Source organism: Castellaniella sp., from assembly GCF_004321985.1.
Lineage (GTDB): Bacteria > Pseudomonadota > Gammaproteobacteria > Burkholderiales > Burkholderiaceae_B > Castellaniella.
This window is the reverse complement of the sequence record NZ_SCQN01000041.1, coordinates 51,564-70,191: the sequence shown is the minus strand read 5'-3', so window position 1 is coordinate 70,191 and position 18,628 is coordinate 51,564. Positions and strand designations below refer to the sequence as shown.

Annotated in this window: 21 protein-coding genes; 8 read left to right on the top strand and 13 right to left on the bottom strand. The window is 65.6% G+C overall.

Going from position 1 to position 18,628, the window contains the following annotated elements; translation table 11 throughout:
- Nucleotides 1-25: 25 nt before the first annotated feature.
- Together def and fmt are read left to right on the top strand one after the other, a co-directional pair.
- The gene (gene def / locus EPN31_RS08825; protein ID WP_291772089.1) at nt 26-550 is read left to right on the top strand and encodes a peptide deformylase; all 525 of its coding nucleotides are present in this window, start codon (nt 26-28) and stop codon (nt 548-550) included.
- Complete coding sequence (fmt, locus tag EPN31_RS08820; RefSeq protein ID WP_291772085.1) at nt 550-1,503, top strand: methionyl-tRNA formyltransferase; 954 nt, start codon at nt 550-552, stop codon at nt 1,501-1,503. The genes def and fmt overlap by 1 nt, the downstream gene beginning before the upstream one ends.
- Before the next feature lie 13 nt (nt 1,504-1,516).
- Here fmt and EPN31_RS08815 read toward each other — a convergent pair whose 3' ends face one another.
- Genes EPN31_RS08815 through EPN31_RS08795 form a run of 5 tightly spaced genes read right to left on the bottom strand, consistent with a single transcriptional unit; the run spans nt 1,517 to nt 7,524 of the window.
- A complete protein-coding gene (locus EPN31_RS08815) occupies nt 1,517-2,227 on the bottom strand; it encodes a response regulator (protein ID WP_291772082.1) in 711 nt (236 codons plus the stop codon).
- Between the two features lie 6 nt (nt 2,228-2,233).
- Nucleotides 2,234-4,573, bottom strand: a complete 2,340-nt coding sequence (locus EPN31_RS08810) for an ATP-binding protein (protein ID WP_291772243.1) — start codon at nt 4,571-4,573, stop codon at nt 2,234-2,236.
- On the bottom strand, nt 4,573-5,142 hold the full coding sequence (locus tag EPN31_RS08805; protein ID WP_291772080.1) for a DUF4390 domain-containing protein: 570 nt from the start codon (nt 5,140-5,142) through the stop codon (nt 4,573-4,575). The genes EPN31_RS08810 and EPN31_RS08805 overlap by 1 nt, the downstream gene beginning before the upstream one ends.
- Before the next feature lie 56 nt (nt 5,143-5,198).
- A complete protein-coding gene (rsmB, locus tag EPN31_RS08800) occupies nt 5,199-6,521 on the bottom strand; it encodes a 16S rRNA (cytosine(967)-C(5))-methyltransferase RsmB (protein WP_291772076.1) in 1,323 nt (440 codons plus the stop codon).
- Between the two features lie 34 nt (nt 6,522-6,555).
- Nucleotides 6,556-7,524 (bottom strand): methyltransferase domain-containing protein, encoded by a 969-nt coding sequence (locus tag EPN31_RS08795; protein ID WP_291772073.1) that lies wholly within the window; start codon nt 7,522-7,524, stop codon nt 6,556-6,558.
- 75 nt (nt 7,525-7,599) lie between these two features.
- On the opposite strand from EPN31_RS08795, the gene EPN31_RS08790 reads away from it, so the two are divergent.
- Nucleotides 7,600-8,379, top strand: coding sequence for a ComF family protein (locus EPN31_RS08790; protein ID WP_291772071.1), 780 nt, complete (start codon nt 7,600-7,602; stop codon nt 8,377-8,379).
- 8 nt (nt 8,380-8,387) lie between these two features.
- Nucleotides 8,388-8,858, top strand: coding sequence for a tRNA (cytidine(34)-2'-O)-methyltransferase (locus EPN31_RS08785; protein WP_291772068.1), 471 nt, complete (start codon nt 8,388-8,390; stop codon nt 8,856-8,858).
- 18 nt (nt 8,859-8,876) lie between these two features.
- On the opposite strand, the gene EPN31_RS08780 is transcribed toward EPN31_RS08785, so the two are convergent.
- The 4 genes from EPN31_RS08780 to EPN31_RS08765 are packed head-to-tail and all read right to left on the bottom strand — an operon-like array spanning nt 8,877 to nt 11,137.
- Nucleotides 8,877-9,908, bottom strand: coding sequence for an NAD(P)H-dependent glycerol-3-phosphate dehydrogenase (locus tag EPN31_RS08780; protein WP_291772067.1), 1,032 nt, complete (start codon nt 9,906-9,908; stop codon nt 8,877-8,879).
- A 7-nt stretch (nt 9,909-9,915) separates the two neighbouring features.
- Nucleotides 9,916-10,428: a protein-export chaperone SecB gene (gene secB, locus EPN31_RS08775; RefSeq protein WP_291772065.1), complete on the bottom strand. Its 513-nt coding sequence runs from the start codon at nt 10,426-10,428 to the stop codon at nt 9,916-9,918.
- Nucleotides 10,429-10,458: 30 nt separating this feature from the next.
- Nucleotides 10,459-10,716 (bottom strand): glutaredoxin 3, encoded by a 258-nt coding sequence (grxC, locus tag EPN31_RS08770; RefSeq protein WP_291772062.1) that lies wholly within the window; start codon nt 10,714-10,716, stop codon nt 10,459-10,461.
- Between the two features lie 10 nt (nt 10,717-10,726).
- A complete protein-coding gene (locus EPN31_RS08765) occupies nt 10,727-11,137 on the bottom strand; it encodes a rhodanese-like domain-containing protein (RefSeq protein ID WP_291772060.1) in 411 nt (136 codons plus the stop codon).
- Between the two features lie 91 nt (nt 11,138-11,228).
- Here EPN31_RS08765 and gpmA point away from each other — a divergent pair, with 91 nt between their 5' ends.
- From gpmA to EPN31_RS08745, 4 genes are all read left to right on the top strand, one after another.
- Nucleotides 11,229-11,981: a 2,3-diphosphoglycerate-dependent phosphoglycerate mutase gene (gene gpmA / locus EPN31_RS08760; protein WP_291772057.1), complete on the top strand. Its 753-nt coding sequence runs from the start codon at nt 11,229-11,231 to the stop codon at nt 11,979-11,981.
- Between the two features lie 2 nt (nt 11,982-11,983).
- The gene (locus EPN31_RS08755) at nt 11,984-13,393 is read left to right on the top strand and encodes a peptidoglycan DD-metalloendopeptidase family protein (RefSeq protein WP_291772054.1); all 1,410 of its coding nucleotides are present in this window, start codon (nt 11,984-11,986) and stop codon (nt 13,391-13,393) included.
- Between the two features lie 140 nt (nt 13,394-13,533).
- Nucleotides 13,534-15,036: a S41 family peptidase gene (locus tag EPN31_RS08750; RefSeq protein WP_291772051.1), complete on the top strand. Its 1,503-nt coding sequence runs from the start codon at nt 13,534-13,536 to the stop codon at nt 15,034-15,036.
- Between the two features lie 18 nt (nt 15,037-15,054).
- Nucleotides 15,055-15,834, top strand: a complete 780-nt coding sequence (locus tag EPN31_RS08745) for a HesA/MoeB/ThiF family protein (RefSeq protein ID WP_291772242.1) — start codon at nt 15,055-15,057, stop codon at nt 15,832-15,834.
- On the opposite strand, the gene EPN31_RS08740 is transcribed toward EPN31_RS08745, so the two are convergent.
- From EPN31_RS08740 to EPN31_RS08725, 4 genes are read right to left on the bottom strand one after another with little or no spacing between them, the layout of a single operon-like run.
- On the bottom strand, nt 15,764-16,513 hold the full coding sequence (locus EPN31_RS08740; protein ID WP_291772048.1) for a pyrimidine 5'-nucleotidase: 750 nt from the start codon (nt 16,511-16,513) through the stop codon (nt 15,764-15,766). The two genes, EPN31_RS08745 and EPN31_RS08740, sit on opposite strands and share 71 nt — an antisense overlap.
- Nucleotides 16,513-17,415 carry an acetylglutamate kinase gene (gene argB, locus EPN31_RS08735; protein ID WP_291772046.1) on the bottom strand — a complete coding sequence of 301 codons (903 nt, stop codon included), beginning with the start codon at nt 17,413-17,415 and terminating at the stop codon, nt 16,513-16,515. The genes EPN31_RS08740 and argB overlap by 1 nt, the downstream gene beginning before the upstream one ends.
- Complete coding sequence (locus EPN31_RS08730; RefSeq protein ID WP_291772043.1) at nt 17,412-17,906, bottom strand: peroxiredoxin; 495 nt, start codon at nt 17,904-17,906, stop codon at nt 17,412-17,414. The genes argB and EPN31_RS08730 overlap by 4 nt, the downstream gene beginning before the upstream one ends.
- Entirely contained in the window at nt 17,906-18,625 is a 720-nt protein-coding gene (locus EPN31_RS08725; protein WP_291772040.1) for a BON domain-containing protein, read from the bottom strand. Before EPN31_RS08725 ends, EPN31_RS08730 begins: the two co-directional genes overlap by 1 nt.
- Nucleotides 18,626-18,628: the final 3 nt, after the last annotated feature.

The window sequence follows — 18,628 nt, the reverse complement described above, 5'->3', positions numbered from 1 at the left end:
AGGATTGACTGAATTGGGCTTTCGTATGGCTTTGCTTCCTATCCTCAAATATCCGGATGCACGGCTTCACAAGGTCGCTGCGCCGGTCAGCCAGGTGGATGACCGCATCCGCCAGCTGGTTCGCGACATGGCCGAGACCATGTATGCGGCCCCCGGCGTGGGGCTCGCCGCCACTCAGGTCGACGTGCACGAGCGGGTCGTCGTCATCGATGTGTCCGAAGATGCGAACGAGCTGCATGTGCTGATCAACCCGGAAATCACCTGGAAGAGCGAAGAACGCCAGGTCTACGAAGAAGGCTGCCTGTCGGTTCCCGGCATCTACGACGAGGTCGAGCGTGCCGCGCGTGTCCACGTCCGTGCCCTGAACGAGCAGGGTGAACCATACGAGTTCGACGCGGACGGCCTGCTGGCCGTGTGCGTGCAGCACGAGCTGGATCACCTGATGGGCAAGGTATTCGTCGAGTACCTTTCGGTGCTGAAGCAGAATCGCATCCGCACACGCCTGCGCAAGCAGCAGCGCGAGTCCCAGCGCGAGATGGCGGGCGTGTAGTGTCGCGTCTGGTTTTTGCCGGTACACCCGAATTCGCACGTGAGGCCCTGCTGGCGCTGGCGGCGGCGGGACACGAGATTCTTGCGGTCTTCACACAGCCTGACCGGCCTTCGGGGCGCGGCATGAAACTGGCCGCTTCGCCGGTCAAGGAGACCGCGCTTGCGGCGGGCATCCCCGTCTTCCAGCCGCGCAGCCTCCGGCTCGACGGCAAGTATCCGGACGATGCGGCCGCAGCGCAGCAGGCGCTGGCGGCGTTGGAGCCGGACGTGATGGTGGTGGCCGCCTACGGCCTCATTTTGCCGCAGTGGGTTCTGGATCTGCCGCGCCATGGCTGCCTGAACGTTCATGCCAGCCTGTTGCCGCGCTGGCGCGGCGCTGCGCCGATCCAGCGCGCCATCGAGGCGGGGGATGCGACCAGCGGCGTGACCATCATGCAGATGGACGCCGGGCTGGACACGGGTTCGATGGTGACCCGTGCAGAGTGCGCGATTGCCGCGGATGAAACGGGAGCCAGCCTGCATGACCGGCTGGCCAGCCTGGGGGCCCGCACCATCGTTCAGGTCCTGAGCCAACTGGATGCCGGCGCCGTGCTGCCGATACGCCCGCAGCCTGCGGATGGCGTCTGCTACGCGGCAAAGCTCATGAAGTCGGAGGCCGCGCTGGATTTTTCACAGCCGGCCAAGGTGCTGGCGCGCCGGATTCGGGCGTTCGATCCGTTCCCGGGGGCCTCGCTAATGTTGCCGGGGCTGGACCAGCCTGTGAAGGTCTGGGCAGCGCTGGCGTTGCCCCCCGATTCGGGAGCGTTGCAGCCTGGTGCCGTGCTGCGTGTGGCGTCCGATGGTATCGACGTGGCGACGGCCGATGGTGTGTTGCGTCTGCTGGTGCTGCAGAAGGCAGGGGGCAAGCGCCAGCCCGTGGACGCGTTCGTGCGCGGCTGGAACCCGCAGGATTGAGCAGTTCGGCGGCCTAGCCGGCCGCCTTTTTGCGTGACGTTTCGATGCCCAGCTGCTTGAGCTTGCGATACAGGTGTGTGCGTTCCAGCCCGGTGCGCTCCGATACCCGTGTCATGCTGTGGTTTTCGCGCTCGAGATGATATTCGAAGTAGATCCGTTCGAATGCGTCACGGGCTTCGCGCAGCGGCTGGTTCAGGGAGATGCTTCCCAGCCGGGAGCCATCCGGTGCTGCCGCGGTGGGCAATTGCATGGCCTGCTCCGGTTGGCTGGGCATCCCCCCCGCCAGTGCGGGCGGCTGCGTGAAGACCGGGTCGGCCACGATGGGGCGTTCCGTACGGCTGCGCATCGATGCCGGGATGACCGGCCGCGCGAGACCTGCGGCGACTGATTTGAGCAGCTTCTGCAGGGTGATGGGTTTTTCGAGAAAATCCACGGCGCCGATGCGGGTGGCTTCCACAGCGGTATCGACCGTGGCATGGCCGCTCATCATGATGACCGGCATGTTCAGCAGGCCCTGGCTGGACCATTCCTTGAGCAGCGTCACCCCGTCGATGTCGGGCATCCAGATGTCGAGCAAGACCAGATCAGGGCGTTGCCGCAGGCGGTATTCGCGCGCTTGAGTGGCGTTTTCGGCCAGTTCCACTGTGTGGCCTTCGTCGTAGAGAATCTCGGACAGCAGTTCGCGGATGCCTATTTCGTCGTCGACCACGAGAATTCTGGCCATATCACCTCACACCTTAATGTTGTGCCTATTATCCTGTGCTTGTCCGCCCTCGTCCAGCCGATTGAGACGGTCCGATAGGCGTGTGAACAGGATGGAGATGCGCGCGCCGCCATCCGCACGATTGGAAATGTCGACCTGTGCGCCGTGCTCCTCCACGATTTTCTTCACGATCGCCAGGCCCAGCCCCGTCCCCGTTGCCTTGGTCGTGACATAGGGTTCGAAGACACGCGGCAGGACTTCGGCGGCGAAGCCCGGGCCGTTGTCTGACACGCTCAGGCGCACGCTGGTGCGGTCCGGCTCGTCTTCGGGCCGGATGAGCCGCGTCTGCACCTGGATCTGGGCGTTGCCCGACGGGTGGTGCTGGCAGGCTGCGTCGCGTGCATTGGCCAGCAGATTGTGGATCACCTGGCGCAGCTGCGCTGGATCACCTTCGATGTGCGGCAAGTCCGGTTCGAGCTGGGCGCTGAAGTGCGCGGCGGTGGCTGCCGTGGGCGCGCCCGGCGAGTGATCGTTTGGATCCCATCCGTACAGGCCCAGCAGCTCGGTGAGCAGGGCGTTCAGGTCGATCGACTGCATCTGGGCCGGCGGTGTGCGGGCATATTCCCGGAAGTCGTCCACCATTCGCTTGAGCGACGCCACCTGATTGACGATGGTATCGGTCGCGCGGCGCAGCATCGCCGCATCGGTCGGTTGCAGGCGGTCAGTGAGTTTCATCGCCAGGCGCTCGGCCGACAACTGGATGGGGGTGAGCGGGTTCTTGATTTCGTGGGCCAGGCGGCGTGCGACTTCACCCCAGGCCACCGTCCGGTTGGCCGAGATGACCTCGCTGATGTCGTCGAACACCACGAGGTGGCCCTCCGACTGGCCGTTGGTCATCAGGTGCGTGCCACGTGCGAGCAGCGTGATCACGTGGAGCTTGCGGTCGTTGTCGGTGGTCTGCCGCAGCTCGACTTCAAACTGCTGTTGCCAATAGGGCCGGGTCGACTCCACGGCATCGTGCGAGGCGAAGGCCTGGCGGATCATCTGCGCCAGCGGCAGCGCTCCTTCGGCGGTCTCCAGCGGCCGTCCCTGGATGGTGCGCAGATCGATGTGCAGGATGTTCTGGGCGCCCTGGTTGAAGAGCGTGAGATGGAAGGTCTTGTCGAAGACCAGCACACCGGACGAAAGGTTGCTGAGCACCGATTCCAGGTACAGGTTGCTCTGTTCGATCTGGCGGCGGTGCCGGTCCACGAGCTGGCGGGCTTCCTCGAGCTGCCGGGTCATGGCATTGAAGGATCGCGTCAGTTGTCCCACTTCGTCCGGTGCCGCCGATTCGGGCAAGGGGCGGTAGTCGCCGACTCCGACCGCCTGAGTGCCGGAGGCCAAGGTAAGCAGTGGCCGCACCAGCCGGCGCGAGACGGCCAGGGCGACGACCACAGCGGCAAATACCGCCAGGATCAGGGCCAGGGTCAAGGTGATGCCGTAAAGTTTGCGCAGGCCCAGGCGGGACAAAGCCAGTTCCTGGTAGTCGCGGAACCCTTGCTGCACCTGGTTGGCATTGCGTGCGATGCGTTCGGGCACGGCCCGGATGACCTGCAGCCAGCGGGAGTCTCCACTCATGCCGGCGGCTGCGCTACCCAGCCGATCCGATTGGGTGCCGATCGGGATCACGACACGCAGATGCAGACCATCGCTGGTGGGGCCGTCGCCGGTGGCCACATCGGCCTCGGCCCTGGAATAGCTTTGTGCCACCCGCAATTGGTTCATCACGCTGGTCGGGGGCAGGTCCGGCAGGAGTTTGCCGAAGTTCGTGGAGGAAAATGCCACCAGGCGCCCGTTGCCCGTGAAGACCATGGCTTCGTCGACTCCGTTGGTCTCGCGCAGCGGCGTGATGCGCAGGGCGACCTCTGCGTCGCTGGCATCGTTCAGGCGCAGCGCCATGCTGCGGGCGCGATTGTTCAGGTCCGTCAGCTGGGCGTCCAGGGCAGCCCGCCCCAGGTTCAGGCCGGCTTCCAGGGCGCTGTCCACCCGCACGTTGAACCACGACTCGATCGAGCGCGACATGAACTGCACCGAGAGCACGTAGATGAGGACCCCGGGCAGAATGCCGATCAGCGTGAAATACAGCGCAAAGCGTGCCGTCATGCGGGCGCCGAACTGGCGGCGCCGGATCTGGCGCAACAACCGAACGGTCAGGATGGTGACCCAGGAAATCAGTGCAACCGCCAGCACGCCATTGAGGATCAGCAGCGAGTCGTATTGCTGCGCGTAGCGCGAGGCATTGCCGGTGGACCAGACCAGCAGGCCGAGCAGCGCCATCGCGCTCACGGCCGCGACCGTGAGCGCCAGGCGCAGCGCCCACCGGATCAGTCGTGGGGCGCTGCGGCGGAGATCGCGAAGGTGAAGTCTTTCCATGGTGTGGTCAGCGACCAGGCATTGCTGTTCAAGGCGTCGACCTGGAAGGGGCGGGCCAGGCGCGAGGTGTCCAGGCGCAGCCGAAGCTGTCCGTGGTACCGCGTGCCTGGGTCGAAGAGGTTGGTGGGGCCGATCGGCCATCCCCGGATGTGTCGAACCAGATTCAGTGCCTCGTTCAGGGACGTCGCGGGCATGGACAGGTCGCCCATGCCGATGCGCCATTGCTGTGTGAGTGCGTTGTACTGGATGCGCCAGGTCTGGTCGGTGGAGACGACGGTTTCATCGAACCACCACCATCGCGGGCGCACGATGCGCAGGTCCGCCGTGAAGTACAGTGGCACCCCTTTTTCGGCCGCGTCCCGTAGTTCCGACCCCATGGTGAAATCGATGTCCGCATCCAGCAGGAGCTGTCCGTCGCGCAGCAGCGGCTCGACACGGGTCACCTGTGCCTGTTCCGCGTAGACGGCAGGCGGCAGCAGGCACAGACAGCAGAGCGTGAGAACGAGCAGGATACGTAGCATGCGTCGTGACCGGGCTTCCCAGGCGGGAGGGAGGATATGGCGGTATTGTTGACGACTCACTGGGACTTGGCAATCAAGGCGTAGAAAAATCCGTCGCCTTCGTGGTCGCGGCCCGGCAGGATGTGCCCGGGAGCCGGCAGGCGCTCGGCGTCCGCATGGCGCCGCAGGAATGCCTGCACCTGTCGTTCGCCTTCCTGCGGGAAGACTGAACACGTGGCGTAGAGCAGGTGGCCATGTGCCGCGAGTGTCGGCCACAGGGCATCCACGATGTTTGCCTGCAGCGTGGCCGTGCGGCCCAGATCGTCGGGTTGCCTCAGCCAGCGGATGTCGGGGTGGCGCCGCACCACGCCTGACGCGGTGCAGGGAACGTCCGCCAGAATGGCGTCATAGGGCTGTCCATCCCACCAGTCGGCGGGATGCGCAGCATCCGCGCAGCGCAGCGTGACGTCCTCGGATTGCAGGTTGAGCCGTCTCAGATTGTCGGCAACGCGCGCGAGGCGCTGTGCGTCGCTGTCCAGTGCCGTCAGTTTGATGTGGTGGCGCTCCAGTAGATGCGCCGTCTTGCCGCCCGGGGCTGCGCATGCGTCCAGTACGCGCTGCCCGTCGGCCAGCGGCAGCAGATGGCCGGCCCGCTGGGCGGACGGATCCTGGACGGACCACCACCCCTGGTCGTAGCCCGGAATCTCGCGGACGGGCCGGGGAGACTCCAGGATCAGGCCTTCGATGCCGACTGGATGGCAGACGAGCCCGGCGGCCTGCAGGTGGGACTGCAAGGCTGCGCGCGTCAGCGCGCGGCTGTTGGTGCGCAGGGCCAAGGGGGGTGGCTGCTGGGCGGCCTCCAGGATGTCCTGCCATTGCCGCGGCCAGGCTTCCTGCAGGATGCTGACCCACCATTGCGGGTGATTCCAGCGGGCCTCCGCTTGCAGCATCAGCTGGGCGGTCATCGTTGCCCGTTCGCGCGCGTAGCGCCGCAGCACGGCGTTCAACAGTCCCTTCGCGGGCCGGCAGCGGCGGTCGCCGGCGGCAGCCTCCACCAGTTGATGGACCAGCGTGTGCTGGTGATAGATCGGGGTGCCAGGTGCCTGTTCCTGGCCATCGGCGTGCGCGAGGCTGGCTTCGAGAAGGCACAGGCCGAGCAGCAGCAGCGCGCGGACCAGCGGGTCGCTCGGCTGGCGCGGGACCAATGCCTGCATCGTGGCCCGGGCCAGGCCCAGGTGGCGCATCGCGTGGAAGGACAGCGCCTGTATGGCCGGCCGCAAGGGGGCCTGGACCTGTTCCAGATGAGCCGACAGCGACTGGCCGTCCAGAACGGCACGGATCGCGCGAGCGGCCGCCAGCAGCTGGGTGGCCAGGGGAGTGACGGTAGGTTGCGGGAGCATCGGTTTTGCAGCGGGCTGGGGGCGGACGTTGGCCTCAGCGCTCCGCGTCGCCGGGGTCGTCCATCTTGCGGGGGACCACCCGTGGTGGCAGTTTGCCGTCTTCCAGTGGCTTGGCGCGTTTGAAGACGGTGACCGGCAGGTCGCCGAAGACGCCCTTGCGCGTGGCCACGCGCCACGCGTGGCCGTAGGCGACTTCCAGACTCAGATGGATGGTTCCGTCCGCGCTGCGGCGGCGTTCCAGCGACTGGGCCAGGCGTGCGCGCCAGGATCGACCCACCAGCCCCTGGTGACGCTCCGCGTGTGGATTGCCGCCCAGTGTGTAGATGTCGTGCAGCAGCCTTTCCACGGTCTTGTAGGTCAGCGTGATGATTTCCTGGTCCATGACAGGGTCGGCAAAACCGACCTGGATCATCAGGTCGCCGAAGTCGTGCATGTCCACGAATTCCATGGCATGTGTTTCCAGCCCCGCATCCGCCAGGGCTTCACGCAGTTCCTTGAAGGTCCCCGGGCCGAAGCTGGAGTACATCGCCAGCGCGTCGTTACGCAGCACGCGCCGCCATTCCTGCAGAACCAGATGGGGTTCCGGGTGCCAATGGAGGGCCAGGTTGGACCACACCAGATCCTGGCTTTGGTCTTCCAGGCCCGTGTCGGCCAGGTCGGCCTGCACGAAGCGCGGTGCCGGCGTGGGCTTGTTGCGCAGCTTGTGCCAGAAGCCCGGCCTGGCGGCATAGCGGTCGCGCGCGACGTCCAGCAGGCGGCTGCAGGCATCCAGGCCGGTGTAGTTCAGGTTGGGGTAGCGCGCCCGCAGCGGATCCAGCGCGTGGGCGGCGCCGCAGCCGGCGTCCAGGATGTCTTTGGGCTGAAAGCGGATGTAAGCCAGGCGCCCCAGCATGCGCTGGGCAATCTCGCCAAAGAGGAACTGTGGGGCATCCAGGGGCGCGCGCCGGGCGAATTGCAGCGTGACGGCCTGCGGGTCGATGGGCAGTCGGGGAAGCTGTGACATAAGGGATCAAGGCCTGTGCCGCAGGCGTGCGATCTGTGTTGAGATGGGCGTCTGAACGGCGGGTGAGATGACATTATGCTGGATCTGCGGGCGTGGCGCGAATGGCGGAACTGGATTCCGGCGGAATGTCCCGGTTGTGACCGGCGGGTCCCCGGACAGGGGCTGTGTCCGGAATGCCTGGTGGATCTGCTGCGGACCAGGATCGGCGGTGCCCGCTGCACGGTGTGTGCGCATCCGCTGGAGGCGGGCCGGTGCCCGGATTGCCTGGGCCGGGCACCGGCATTTGACCGGGTGGTGGCGGCCTTTGATTATCATGGGCTGGGCGAACGCCTGGTGAAGGACTTCAAGCTCACTGGGCGTTTGGCGTTGGCTGGGGTGCTGGCGGACCGGCTGGCCGGCGTCGTGCGGGATGACGTCTTGAGTGGGCCGTCGGTCGACTGGGTGGTGCCGGTGCCCGCGCGGCGCGATTCGCTGCGCCAGCGCGGCTTCAGCCCTCCGGCAGAAATCGCGCGTATCCTGTCGCAGCGCCTGCGTCTGCCGTACCGGCTGGATCTGTTGTACCGAACCCACGAGGGCCCCAAGCAAAGTACGCTGAAGCGTGCCGAGCGTCTGCAGGCGCCCCAGGGGGCCTACGCCTGCGAGCGCATTCGGGGTTTGACGATGGACTTGAGCGGTCGGCATGTCGTTGTGGTCGATGATGTATTGACCACGGGCTCCACTCTGCAGGCGGTCGCCTCGGTCTTGAAGGCGGCGGGCGCGGCGCGAGTGAGCGGCTGGGTGCTGGCAAGGACCGCCCGGGCCAGTCCTGCGGCGGGTTCTACAATGGGTCGCCCGGACCTGCCGGGGGGTGCCTGAAAAAATCCATGTTCCATATCGTCCTGGTCGAGCCCGAGATTCCGCCCAACACGGGCAACGTCATTCGCCTGTCGGCCAATACCGGCACTTTCCTGCATCTGGTGCGCCCGCTGGGCTTTCCGCTGGACGACGCCAAAATGCGCCGCGCGGGGCTGGATTATCACGAATGGGCCCACATGCAAGTGCATGACGGCCTGGAACAGGCGCTGGGCGCCATCGGCGGTGATCCGGCGCGGCGGTTTGCGCTGACCACGCGGGGTTCATCACTGATCGGCGGCCATTCGTTCAAGCCGGGTGACGTGTTCGTATTCGGCCGGGAGACGGCCGGGCTGTCTCAGGCGCAACTTGAACTGTTCCCGATCGGCCAGCGCATCCGCCTGCCCATGCAGCCTCTGCAGCGCAGCCTGAATCTGTCCAATGCCGTGGCCGTAACGGTGTTCGAGGCTTGGCGGCAGGCGGAATATGCGGGTGGTGTCTGACGGGGCTCCGTCAGACGGTCATTCAGCGCGGGGTTCCCGTGCCAGCAGTGATGCGACGGCCTGTCTGGGGGCCATGCCCTCGAAGAGCACCGCGCAGACGGCGGCGGTGATGGGCAGGTCCAGACCATGCCGGATGCCCAGTGCGAGGGCGGCCCGCGCGCAATGCACGCCTTCGGCAGTCATCCCTCTGGCGAGAATGGTTGCCAGTGATTCGCCTCTGGCGATCGCCAGACCCACCTGGCGGTTGCGCGACAGATCTCCCGTTGCCGTCAGCACCAGGTCTCCCAATCCCGTCAGCCCCGTGAACGTGTCGGCCTGACCGCCCAGCGCCACCCCCAGACGCTGGATCTCGGCCAGGCCCCGTGTGATCAGCGCCGCCCGGGCGTTATTCCCCAGCGACAGCCCGTCGCTGATGCCGCATGCGATGGCCATCACGTTCTTCAGCGCGCCGCCGACTTCTACGCCCAGGATGTCGCGCGTCGTGTAGATTCTGGCCTGTGTGCCGTGGTAGGCCGACTGTGCCACGCGGCCTGTCTCGGTGCTGGCGCTGGCCACCGTCAGTGCGACCGGTAGCCCCAGCGCGACTTCGTGGGCGAATGAGGGGCCCGACAGTGCCCCGATATGGAGCCAGGGTTGCCGGGGCAGGAAATGTGTTGCGATCTCGTGGGGCCATTGCAGGGTGTCGGCGCTGATCCCCTTGCAGGTCCACAGGATGTGCAGGTCAGGCGCCTCGTCGGGCAGCAGGTCCGACAGCTTCTGGCAGAGGTCGGACAGACCAGCCATAGGGACCCCCAGCACCAGCAGCCGGCCCGCTTGGCGGGGGCCCAACATCACATGGTCCAGGGCGGCTGACAGGTCGCTGGTGGCGGTGAGTGTGTCCGGCAGCAGGATATCCGGCAGATACCCTGGGTTGCGGTGGTTCTGACGGATATCCATGGCGACGGCGGCATCGCGCGCCCATATCAGGGTTTCAGCGCGCCGGCAGGCGAGGGCCGCCAGGGCGGTGCCCCAGGTCCCGGCGCCGAGGACGGCCAGCCGTACTGGCGACACGGCCGGCCTAGTTGCGTGCGCCGGGCGGCAGGATCAGGCCCGAGTCGTTTCCAGCCGGTTCCTGGCCGGATTGTTGCGCCTGGCGCTGTTCGTACAGGGCCTGGAAGTTCATTTCGTTCAGGTGCAGCGGTGGCAGGGACGTGCGCGTGATGGCGTCGGCGACGTTGGCGCGCAGGTACGGATACAGCATGGTCGGGCAGACGATCCCCAGCAGCGGGTCCATCTGTTCGGCGGGGATGTTGCTGGCTTCGAAGATGCCGGCCTGGCTGAGTTCAATCAGGTACAGGACCTTGTCGTCGATGCGGGTGGTCACCGTGGCCGTGACCACCGATTCGTAGACGCTTTCGGCCAGTTGCTGGCCGCCGACCTGGATGGAGACCTCGACTGTGGGGCCTTTTTGCTCCAGGAAGATGGCCGGTGCGTTGGGCAACTCGACCGAGAGATCCTTGACGTAGGTGCGTTGCAGGCCAAAGCTGGCGGCCTGGCCGTTCTCGTTCTGGGTTTCGTTTTCTTCAGACATGGGAGTTCCAGGGGGAGGGTGAGGATGGGCTCAGGCTTGCAGCAGCGGCGACAGGCCGCCCGCACGATCCAGCGCCGAGAGATCATCGTAACCGCCGATGTGGCGTTCATCGATGTAAACCTGTGGTACCGTGCGCCGCCCCGTGCGTGCCATCATGGCGGTACGCTGGGCGGGGTCGCGGTCCACGAAAATCTTGTAAATGTTCGCCACGCCGCGCTGCTTCAGCAGCATTTCGGCACGGGTGCAATAGGGGCACACGGAGGTGCAGTACATGGTGACTTCGGCCATGGGATCTCTGTCAGGTTTTCTTCACGGGCATGCCGCCTTCGGTCCAGGCCGCCAGGCCGCCCTCGAGACAGGATACGCGGTCGAAGCCCTGCTTGCGCAGCGCGGCGGCCACCTTGGTGCTGTCACGGCCCCGTGCATCGAACAGCACGATGGGCTTTTCCTTGGGAAGGCTGCCGATGTGTGCTTCCAGCGTGTCGTGCGGGATGTTGCGCGCCTGCGGGATACTACCCGTCTTGAACTGTTCGGCTGGACGTACGTCCACGAACAGCCCGTTTTCGCGGTTGACGAGCTGGATGGCTTCGGCCAGCGTGACGAGCGACCCCGAGCGACCCCGGGTCAGGCTGGGCCAGGCAAGCATGGCGCCCGAAACCAGGGCGATCAGCAAGATCCAGATGTTGTTCGGGCTGAGTAAGAAATCCACGTTGGTTCCTGTAGAGGGACGTTCGGAAAAATTTGTTGGCGCAGGGATTATAAAATGGACGGCAATTTTGGACTTTGCGGGCCCGCTCATCATGCACAAACTGGTACTCATGCGCCATGGCGAAAGCCAGTGGAACCTCGAAAATCGTTTCACGGGCTGGACGGACGTGGATCTGACCGAAACGGGACGGGCCCAGGCGCGTCAGGCGGGAGAACTGCTGCACAACCATGGCTACGCGTTCGACCTCGCCTTTTCGTCGGTACTCAAGCGCGCGATCCGGACCTTGTGGATCGCGCTGGATGCCATGGATGCGATGTACACCCCGGTCGGCCTGAGCTGGCGGCTGAACGAGCGGCATTACGGTGCCCTCCAGGGGCTGAACAAGGCCGAGACGGCCGCAAAGTATGGCGAGGCCCAGGTCCTGCAGTGGCGCCGAGCCTATGCCATTGCGCCGGACCCGCTGTCGCCGGACGACCCCCGTCATCCCCGGTTCGACGTGCGCTACCATCGGGTGCCTGCCGACCAGCTCCCGGCCACGGAATGCCTTCGGGATACGGTGTCCCGGGTGGTACCGTTCTGGAATGATTCGATCGCGCCAGCCATCCGGTCTGGCCGGCGGGTGCTGGTCTCGGCGCACGGCAATAGCCTCAGAGCCCTCATCAAGCACATGGACGGCATCTCGGATGACGAAATCGTGGGGCTGAACATCCCGACCGGCCAGCCGCTGGTGTACGAGCTGGACGACGGGTTGCGGCCGCTGCGCCACTATTATCTGGGGGATCCTGAGCAGATCCAGGCGGCGATGCAAGCTGTCGCCAATCAGGGCAAGGCGGCACGGACCTGATCATGCGGTGTACCGGCCTGGGCCTTGCGCTGTGCCTGATTGGGGTGATGGCCCAGGCAGAACCGTCCCTGCAGTCCCGCCAGGAGCATGCGCAGCAGGACCGGACCGCGTTGCGTGGCCAGATCGACGCGCTGCAGAAGCGCATCGAGGCGACCGAGTCGGACAAGGCGGATGCGACTGCTGCACTGCAGGCATCCGAGCAGTCGATTTCCGACATCACGCGCCGGCTGAACGATTTGCAGCAGCGCAATGATGCGCTGCAGGCCAGCCTGAAGCAGCTCAAGGCGGCAGAGACGCAGCAGACAGTGGAGCTGCAGCACCAGCAAAAGGCGCTGGCCGACCAATTGCGGGCGCAATACGCCAGCGGGCTGTCGCCGTGGGCGGCTTTATTGTCCGGCCGCGACCCTCAGGCGATCGGCCGGGAACTGGCTTACCTGTCGTACGTGGCACGCGCCCGCACGCAGGCGCTTGGCGACTTGAAGCAGACGCTGGACAAGCTCGACTCCCTGCATCGGCAGACCAATGCGCAGCAGAAGGAACTGGCGGGGCTGGTGGCAGATCGCCAGGCCGAGAAGAAGGACCTGCAGGCCCAGCAGGACGCACATCGAAAGGCTCTGGCCGAGGTGCAATCCAAACTGCAGGGGGAAACCCAGCAGGCGAAGTCCTTGCATGAACGCGATGCCCGGCTGGGGACTCTGATCCAGGGGCTCGACGCCGAGATTGCCCAGGCCGAGGCGCGCCGCAAGGCCGCGTTGAAGGCCGAGGCTGAGCGCAAGGCTCGCGAGCGTGCCGAGCAGGCCAGGCGTGCGCGGCAGCAGCGTGCTCAGGCGGCCGAGGAAGCCCGCCGGATTCGTGAGCAGGCGGAGCGCGCGCGGGCCAAAGGACAGGCCGAAAACCCGCCCGCCCAAGCGGCGCCCACCCAGGCTCCGGAGCACCCCTCGAAGTCCGAATCAGGTACGACTCCCGAAGGCAAAGTCCCCGAAGCCGGCAGCACTCCGCCGCGCGCGGTGCCGCCAGGTGGCTTCCCGGGGCTGAAGAAGGGCCTGCCGCGTCCGGTGGCCGGAGACATCCAGGGGCGATTCGGGACCCAGCGGCCCGAAGGTGGCGTCTGGCGCGGCATTGTGCTGCGGGCGCCTGCCGGGACGCCGGTGCGCGCGGTGGCGGCCGGCCGCGTGGTATACGCCCATTGGCTGAGCGGATTTGGCAATATCCTCATCATCGATCATGGTCAGCAATACCTCAGTATCTATGCCTACAACCAGGCGCTGCTCAAGCAGGTCGGCGATGTGGTGGCCCAGGGCGACGTGGTGGCGCGCGTGGGCGCCACGGGGGGGCAGGTGGAGCCGGGCCTGTACTTCGAGCTGCGCCACCAGGGGGCGCCCATCAATCCTGAAATATGGCTGCGGCCCTGAAAGCGGTGAAATTGATACCAATCCGGGCGCCTGGCCTTAAGGGATCGCCTCAATTTGGTTACTATGTACCGTTCGTCGCATGGGCGTGCGGATTGCATGCCCGCGACGGGCTATCATTGGTGTAACGCTTAGGAACGTGCATGGGCACCCGAAACAATCGTTCATTGGTCTGGATATTGGTGGGCTTTCTGGGGGGCATCCTGGTCAGCCTGGGGATTTCGGCGGCTGCCCAGAAGGGCGAACCCCTGCCGCTGAAGGCCCTGCAGCAGTTTGCCAACGTCTACGGCGCCATCAAGTCCAGCTATGTCCAGCCCATGCCAGACAAGGTCCTGATCGATGATGCGATCAAGGGCTTGTTCGCCGATCTGGATCCCCACTCCATGTATCTGGACGACGAAGCCTACAAGCAGATGCAGGACATCACGCGGGGCGGTTTTGGCGGCCTGGGGATCGAAATCGGCACCCAGGACGGCATGCCCAAGGTCATCGCGCCCATCGAGGACACTCCTGCTGCCCGTGCCGGGATCCTGACGGGTGACATCATCACCCAGATCAACGGCGAGCCCACCAAGGGCATGACCCTGAACGACGCCGTCAAGAAGATGCGTGGCCAGCCGGGCACCGCGATCACCCTGACGATCGAGCGTGCCGGCAGCACCAAGCCGCTGAAGTTCCGCATCGTGCGCGAGATGATCAAGACCAAGAGCGTGCGCGGCAAGATGCTGTCCGATGGCATCGCCTACGTCCGCATCAGCCAGTTCCAGGACCGTACCACGGCCGATCTGGTCAGCATGCTGGCCTCGTTCGGGAAGAAATCGACCCCGAAGGGCCTGGTCCTGGATTTGCGCAACGACCCGGGCGGGCTGCTGGACGGCGCCATTGGCGTGGTGTCCGCCTTCATCGATCCGGGCAAGCTCGTGGTCTCGACCAAGGGCCGCATCCCGTCGTCCAACGAAGAGTTCTATGCGCGGCCGCTGGATCGTTCGCATGACCAGGAAATCGGCACTGAGCTGCCGAACTGGACGCGTACCGTGCCCATGGTGGTGCTGGTGAACGTGGGGTCGGCCTCGGCCTCCGAAATCGTGGCGGGCGCCTTGCAGGACTACAAGCGTGCCCAGATCATCGGCAACCGGACGTTTGGCAAGGGCTCCGTTCAGTCCGTGCTGCAGCTGACCAAGGATACCGGGATCAAGCTCACCACCGCCCGTTACTACACCCCCAGCGGCCGCTCCATCCAGAATACCGGGGTTGTGCCGGACCGGGTGGTGGACGACAGCGCCGCCGGCAATCTGTTCCACATGGAGCGCGAGGTCGATCTGCAGCATCACCTCGAGAATCAGGCGGCCGCCCAGAAATCGACCGGCCAGGAGGACGACTTCATCAAGGGCGAAATCAAGATGTTCCAGTTTGGCGGCGCAGACGACTGGCAGTTGCAGCAGGGCGTCAATGCCTTGCTGGGCCGTCCCGTCCTGAAGTCCGACGCGGCGCTGGTCCGCCAGGAAAAGGCCAAGGCCGCTGAGTCCGAAGCGGCAAAAGCGAAGACGCCGCAGGCACCTTCGGCTGAAAAAAAAACGCTAGACCAGGAGACTGACCAGGCCGAGCATTATCGGGTCACGCCAAACGGCATCATTCGGGTGCAGTGATCCATGGTGGCGTTGCCCCTGGATGACGCGCGGCTGATGCGTTATGCCCGGCATATCCTGTTGGATGAGCTGGGCATCGAGGGGCAGGAACGCTTGCTCGCGGCCCGCGTGCTGATCGTCGGCGCCGGGGGTCTGGGGTCACCGGTGGCGCTGTATCTGGCGGCAGCGGGCGTGGGGCGTATCGTTTTGGCCGATGATGATGTGGTCGAGCTCAGCAACCTGCAGCGGCAGATCCTCCACACCATGAGCGGCCTGGGCCGTCCCAAGGCTGAATCGGGCCGCGATGCCCTGGCTGCTCTGAATCCCGACGTCCGCGTGGATGCGCGGGTCGAGCGCCTGGATGATGCGCGTCTGGTGGAATTGGCCGGGCAGGTCGATCTGGTGCTGGACTGCAGCGATAATTTCGCGACCCGCCACGCGATCAACCGCGCCTGCATCGCAACGGCCAGACCGCTGGTGTCAGGCGCTGCCATCCGGTTCGCCGGCCAGGTGAGCGTCTATGATCTGCGGGATCCGGCATCGCCCTGCTACCACTGCCTGTTTCCCGAGTCGGATCCGGTTTCCGAGGCGCGCTGTGCGACCACGGGGGTCCTGGGGCCGCTGCTCGGGATGGTGGGTAGCGTTCAGGCCACTGAGGCCATCAAGCTGATCGCCGGAGTTGGCACGCCGCTGGTCGGGCGCCTGCTGTCGGTGGATGCCCTGCAGATGCAGTGGCATACCGTGCGTTTCAGGCGCGATCCGGATTGCCCGGCATGTGCCCGGCGCCCGCCTGCAGGAGCAGGGTACTCAGGCGGTTGATACGCATATCCACATACTGGTCCCGGCCGTACTGCTCATGGGCGAAGGGTGTGCCAGGATGGTACAGGTAAACCGTGCGCATGCCGGCCTGGCGCGCGGCCTTCAGATTGCGCAGCGTGTCTTCGACCAGGATGATGCGACGTGCCGGTACGCCCAGACGCGCCACGATCTGGTGCATGAGGGCCAGTGACGGTTTCGGTCTGGGCAGCCCCATGGGCATCATGTGGTCGATGGCCCATAGCCCGTCGAATTCCTGCAGGATGCCCAGCGCGTCCAGTACGCGCCTGGCGTAGTGGGCGGGAGCATTCGTGAGCACGATGCGAGTGCCTGGCAGGCGCCGCAGGCGGCTGAGCTGACCTCTTTCGGCATGCACCAGGGGTCCGACGTCGAAGTCGTGGCACGAGGCCAGGAACCGCTGCAGGTTGATGCCGTGGTGGCGCACCAGCCCGATGGCCGTTGCGCCGTAGCGTTTCCAGTAGCGGCGGCGCAGGGCGTCGGCTTCATCGGCGGGCAGGCCCAGTGCTTGGGCAACCGCTTGCCCCATCCGCTGATCGATGATGCGGAAGATCTGGTGGGAGGCGTCGTGCAGCGTATTGTCCAGATCGAACAGCCAAACGGGCGCATCCGGTGCCAGCGGGCGTTGCCGCTGCAGGGTGCTGGGCGCCCGCAGCGGCGACATCAGTGCGCGCTGATCATGGTGCCCACGCCGCGGTCCGTCAGGATCTCCAGCAGCAGGCAGTGCGGTACCCGGCCGTCGATGACGTGCACGGAATTGACGCCAGAACGAGCCGCATCCAGCGCAGAGGCGATCTTGGGCAGCATGCCGCCTGACAGCGTACCGTCCTGGAACAGCGTGTCTATCGTTTGCGCCGACAGGTTGCGCAGCAGCTTGCCGGACTTGTCCAGCACGCCTGGCGTATTGGTCAACATGACGAGCTTCTCGGCACCCAGAACCTCGGCCATCTTGCCGGCCACCACGTCTGCATTGATGTTGTAGGCCTGGCCGTCTTCGCCGTAGCCGATGGATGAGATGATGGGGATGAACTGGTCGTCCTGCAGAGCCTTGACCACGCCCGGCTCGATGCGCTCGATGTCGCCGACGAAGCCGATGTCCAGGGTCTCGCCCGGGTGTTCAGGGTCCGGCATGAGCTTCTTGCGCGCCTGGATGAGGCAGCCGTCCTTGCCGGTGAGGCCGACGGCCTTGCCGCCCGCCTCGTTGATCATCATGACGATGTCCTGCTGGACTTGGCCGCCCAGCACCCATTCGACGACTTCCATGGTTTCTGCGTCGGTCACGCGCATGCCCTGGACGAAGGTGCCTTCCTTGCCGATGCGCTTGAGCGCACTGTTGATCTGCGGGCCGCCGCCGTGGACCACCACGGGGTTCAGGCCCACGAGCTTGAGGAGCACCACGTCATGGGCGAAACTGCGTTGCAGCTGCTCATCGGTCATGGCGTTGCCGCCGTACTTGATGACGACGGTCTTGCCGTGGAACCGGCGGATGTAAGGCAGCGCCTCGGAGAGAACTTCGGCCTTTAGAGCGGCGGACTGTGTCGAAGACTGGTCCGGCGTTGCACTCATGAGGCCAGTGCCTTCTCGACGGTGGTCATGAACGATTTTTCGTCGTAGTTGCCTAGATAGCGCTTGATGATGTTGCCGTGCTTGTCGATCAGGAAGGCGGTGGGCGTGAGCTGCACGTCGCCGAACGCGCGGGCGAGCTTGCCCTGGGCGTCGATCACCACCGGGAACGGCAGTTTGCGGGTGTCGGTGAAGTTCTTGACGTAGTTCGGCGGGTCATACTGCATGGCGACGGCGATCGTGTCGAAGCCCTTGGCCTTGAGTTCGTCGTAATGGCGGATGGTCTCCGGCATCTGGGCCACGCAGGTCGTGCAGCTCGTCGCCCAGAATTTCACCAAGACAACCTTTCCGCGCAGGTCGGCGGTCGTGACCTTGTGCCCCTGGAGGTCGGTGAACGTGACTTCGGGCGCCGCCTGGGCGGCACCCTGGAATTGCCAGAAAGCGGCGGCACTCAGGGCAACGGCGGCCGCCAGGCCGATAAGGAGCTTTTTCATCAATGCACAGGCATGGTCTGGGCGCCTCCGCTGCTGGCCGCCGGAACTGGCGACGGTGCGGGCGCAGAGGTACCCGTTGAACTGGAATCCGTGACGGGCGCGGGCTTTCCGGGCTCAGCCAGGATGGTTTCACGCGCCACGATCTGGAACAATTTTACGACTTTGTTGACGCCGGCGACACCCGAGGCCACGATGCCCGCGCGCTGCGCTTCATCAGAGGTGACTTTGCCCATCAGATAGACTACGCCGCGTTCGGTGGTGACCTTGATCGTGCGGAAGGGGACGTCCTTCGTCGAGGCGAGTTCGGTCTTGACCTTGGTGGTGATCCAGGTGTCGTTGGTGCGCACGCTCAGGGGCGTGAGGTCGCCCACGCGGATGTGATTGTCGACTTCACGGACTTTCGGGATGGTGCGGGCGACAGATTCGGCTTTTTGCCGGTCGGCGTCGTTGGGGACGTCGCCCACCAGCAGCAATCGTCCACTGTAGGCGGTGCCCACCACCCGGGCCTTGTCGCCGAATGCGCGGTTCATTTCGCTGGAGACGCGCAGTTCGATAGTCTGGTCGTCCACCTGTTCGCCCGCCGTGCGACGGTCGGTGGCGATGACCGCCGAACCGGCGGCTGCACCGCCGACGATGGCCAGGCCGCAGCCGGCCAGAGAGGATGCGGCGCAGACTGCCAGCAGGCAGCGGGACAGGGTACGGGCGAGGGGGCGGGACATGGG